The organism is Robiginitalea sp. (genome assembly GCF_049588695.1).
Taxonomy (GTDB): Bacteria; Bacteroidota; Bacteroidia; order Flavobacteriales; family Flavobacteriaceae; genus Robiginitalea.
Genome location: NZ_JBAVZJ010000237.1, coordinates 1 through 3,699 on the forward strand (window position 1 = coordinate 1; position 3,699 = coordinate 3,699).

The following is a 3,699-nucleotide window of genomic DNA, read 5'->3' on the forward strand; positions in this document are numbered from 1 at the left end:
AGTCTTTTTTAACAGGGATTTGTCTGTCACCGAGTCGATTGCCCTTACCTCCGCATGTGCCCCCCCAAACGGGCTTGTAAACCCTTCCCCGATAATGTGGTCTTTATAGGTAATAACAGCACCTACCATCGGGTTGGGGGCGGTGGAACCCAGTCCGTTTTCGCCGATTTGCAGGCAGCGCAAAAGGTATTTTTCGTGTATATTCACCCCGTAAAAATAGTATTTAGAAAATGATTACCCCCGAGGTTTTTGCACGTCCTGTATTGCCGGGAGATGGCCCGGCAATGGCGGAGATTATCAGGCAGGTTTTGGTCGAGTACAACGTGCCAAAAAAAGGCAGTGCATTTTCAGACCCCTCGATGGAGGCGTTCTACAACTACTACCAGGCGCCGAGGTCTGTTTATTGGGTGCTCACGGACGGTGAGCAACTTTGGGGTGGGGGAGGCATTGCCCCCCTGGAAAACGGAGATTCGGGGGTCTGCGAGTTGCAAAAGATGTACTTCAGGAAAGAAATACGTGGACAGGGCTGGGGCGAGCGTATTTTGTTGTCGGCCCTGGAAAAGGCCCGGACCTTTAAATACCGGCAGTGCTATCTCGAGACCATGCCATATATGGAGGCTGCGCAGTCCTTGTATCGGAGAAATGGGTTTTCCTACCTCGAGGCGCCTATGGGCAATACAGGACATACGGTTTGTACGGTATGGATGTCAAAAACGCTTCACAAGGCATGAGCGCTATTTATTTAAAGGAACTTCGCAGGCGTTTCAGATCGGAATTATCTGCAGCGCATCCAATAGCGGAAATCGACGCCATATTTTATGAACTGATTGCGTATTATTTTAATTTCCCGAGAACCGTTATAGCCATGGAGCCCGCTACCCAACTGGTTGAGGATGAAGCCGCACTTTTGTCGGGGGCTTTGGACGCGCTCAAAGCACATCGGCCTGTGCAATACATTACAGGGCAGGCTTATTTTATGGACATGACCCTTCGTGTAAGCCCGGATGTTTTAATCCCAAGGCCGGAAACGGCTGAACTGGTGACCTGGGCAGCCGCCCAATTTTCATCCGAAAACGACACTCCTGTAATTTTGGACGCGGGAACCGGAAGTGGATGCATTGCTTTAGGTTTAAAGCAGTATATACCTCATGCTGAGGTATATGCCATTGATATATCTGATGCAGCACTGGAGATTGCAAGGTATAATTCCGCGGCCCAGGACCTGGAGGTTCATATTTATAAAGGAGATCTCTGCAAGCCCGAATCCACAACACATTCATACGACATTCTCATATCCAATCCTCCCTATATTCCCAAAAGCGAATCCAGCAGCCTGCAGGCACATGTCCGTTGTGCTGAACCGCATCTGGCACTCTTTGTACCCGATAAAGATCCCTTGCTTTACTATCGTCACCTCTGTGATTATGCCGCGCTGAATTTACAGGAGGAAGGTTGGATGTACCTCGAAACACACGAGAACCATGCACATTCTGTTCGTGATCTTTTGCAAACGCGCGGGTTCTCATCAATAGAGATAAAAAAAGATATTTTTGGAAAGGAGCGTTTTGTCCGGGGCAAATTTTACCAAGCCTCCGGGATTTCAAAACACTTATAATTTTTTGCTTATGAGCACTGTAGCCCAGGAAATTGAACTACTGCGTAAGGAACTGCAAGAACATAACTACCGGTATTATGTTCTGGATGAGCCTCAGATTAGTGATTTTGAGTTTGATATGAAGCTAAAGCGGCTTCAGGCCCTTGAAACAGCACATCCGGAATATTACGATCCCACCTCACCCACATTGCGTGTAGGGGGTGCCGTCACCAAAAATTTCAACACCGTCCGCCACGAAACTCCTATGTATTCCCTGGATAACTCCTATTCAGTTGAAGAACTCATTGAATGGGAACAACGCATACAGCGCTTGCTTGGCACAGTGGACCTGAGCTTTACCTGCGAGTTGAAGTACGACGGAGCGTCTATCAGCCTGACCTATGAAGACAATATACTGCAGCGGGCCGTAACCCGTGGAGACGGTATTCAGGGAGATGATATCACTACAAACGTCAAAACCATTCGCTCCGTACCCCTGAGGTTAAAAGTGCCATTTCCGGGCCGGTTTGAGTTTCGGGGAGAGATTATCCTGCCTTTGGAAGGATTTACAAAAATGAATGAGCAACGGTTGGCCAATGGAGAAGATCTTTATATGAATCCGCGGAATACGGCTTCAGGCAGTTTGAAGTTGCAGGATAGCAGTGTGGTTGCAGAACGCCCTTTGGATTGCCTTATCTACGGGGTCACCGGAACTGGAAATACCTTTACGACTCAATGGGACTTCCTCGAAACAGCAAGAAAATTGGGCTTTAAGGTCCCAAATACGGCCCGCGTCTGTATGACGATGAAAGAGGTTTTAGAATTTCTGGAGTACTGGGACGCTCATCGGCACGAGTTGCCCTATGAGACAGATGGCGTCGTCGTAAAGGTGAATGAACTGCGTTTTCAGGAAGAATTGGGATACACTTCCAAGGCCCCCCGATGGGCCATTGCTTATAAGTTTAAATCTGAACAGGCCCTTACCCGGCTCCGGTTTATTAGTTATCAGGTGGGCAGGACAGGCGCCATTACCCCTGTTGCCAATCTGGAACCGGTATTACTTGCGGGGACGACGGTCAAGCGTGCAAGTTTGCATAATGCGGATCAGATCGCCAGGCTCGATGTACGCGAAGGAGATATGGTTTACGTGGAGAAAGGGGGGGAGATAATCCCTAAAATAACAGCTGTTGATTTGAGTCAGAGGCCCCCGGACATCGACCCCACGCACTATATCACCCAGTGCCCGGAATGCCATACCCCCCTGGTTCGGGAAGCGGGTGAAGCCCAGCATTTTTGCCCCAACGACACAGGTTGTCCTCCGCAGATCACCGGGCGCATACAACATTTTATTTCACGAAAAGCCATGGATATCGATGGGTTGGGTAGTGAAACAGTGGAATTGCTCTTTCAGCAGGGATTGATTCGGAATTATGCGGATTTATACACATTGACCAAAGCAGAATTGCTCCCTTTGGACCGGATGGCTGAAAAGTCGGTCAATAATTTACTGGATGGGATCGCAGCCTCCCGGAAGGTTCCTTTTGAAAAAGTCCTGTTTGCCCTGGGTATTCGCTTCGTCGGAGAAACGGTAGCCAAAAAACTAGCCAGGGCATTTGGAAGTATAGAAGCGCTGATGGCAGCCCGGGTCGAGGATCTCATTGAAGTCGATGAAATTGGAGAGCGCATTGCCCGAAGCGTTGTGGATTTTTTCTCGGATCCGGTAAAACAGGAGTTAGTCCGGAGACTGCAGTCCTATGGATTGAGGTTTGAGCTGGATCCCGAACAACTCCAAAGGGGAACCGACCTGCTCAAAGGCAAGATATTTGTGGTGTCCGGGGTGTTTGTGGGCCTGAGCAGGGAGGAATTGAAAAAGCGCATCGAAGAAAACGGGGGAAAAGTAGCTTCATCGGTTTCTTCCAAAACCTCCTACCTGGTCGCCGGGGATAAAATGGGTCCGAGCAAACGAGAGAAAGCGGAAAAGTTCGGGGTTTCAATTATTTCCGAAAATGAATTCTTAGCTCTATTGGAGTAAGTTGGGAAACAGGTGGGGGTGAATCAGGTAGCTAACACAAAGGATAACCTCCAATCCTTAGTATACACTATGT

3 protein-coding genes and 1 pseudogene are annotated in these 3,699 nt (G+C 48.8%); 3 read left to right on the plus strand and 1 reads right to left on the minus strand.

Annotated features, from left to right (window positions below; translation table 11 throughout):
- Positions 1-207, minus strand: a pseudogene (locus tag WBV75_RS05760) (bifunctional diaminohydroxyphosphoribosylaminopyrimidine deaminase/5-amino-6-(5-phosphoribosylamino)uracil reductase RibD); the annotation flags it as partial.
- Positions 208-230: 23 nt separating this feature from the next.
- Here WBV75_RS05760 and WBV75_RS05765 point away from each other — a divergent pair.
- From WBV75_RS05765 to ligA, 3 genes are read left to right on the plus strand one after another with little or no spacing between them, the layout of a single operon-like run.
- On the plus strand, positions 231-731 hold the full coding sequence (locus tag WBV75_RS05765) for a GNAT family N-acetyltransferase (protein ID WP_424119693.1): 501 nt from the start codon (positions 231-233) through the stop codon (positions 729-731).
- Positions 728-1,615, plus strand: a complete 888-nt coding sequence (gene prmC, locus WBV75_RS05770) for a peptide chain release factor N(5)-glutamine methyltransferase (protein WP_424119694.1) — start codon at positions 728-730, stop codon at positions 1,613-1,615. The genes WBV75_RS05765 and prmC overlap by 4 nt, the downstream gene beginning before the upstream one ends.
- A gap of 10 nt (positions 1,616-1,625) precedes the next feature.
- Positions 1,626-3,626 (plus strand): NAD-dependent DNA ligase LigA, encoded by a 2,001-nt coding sequence (gene ligA, locus WBV75_RS05775; RefSeq protein WP_424119695.1) that lies wholly within the window; start codon positions 1,626-1,628, stop codon positions 3,624-3,626.
- Positions 3,627-3,699 lie beyond the last annotated feature (73 nt).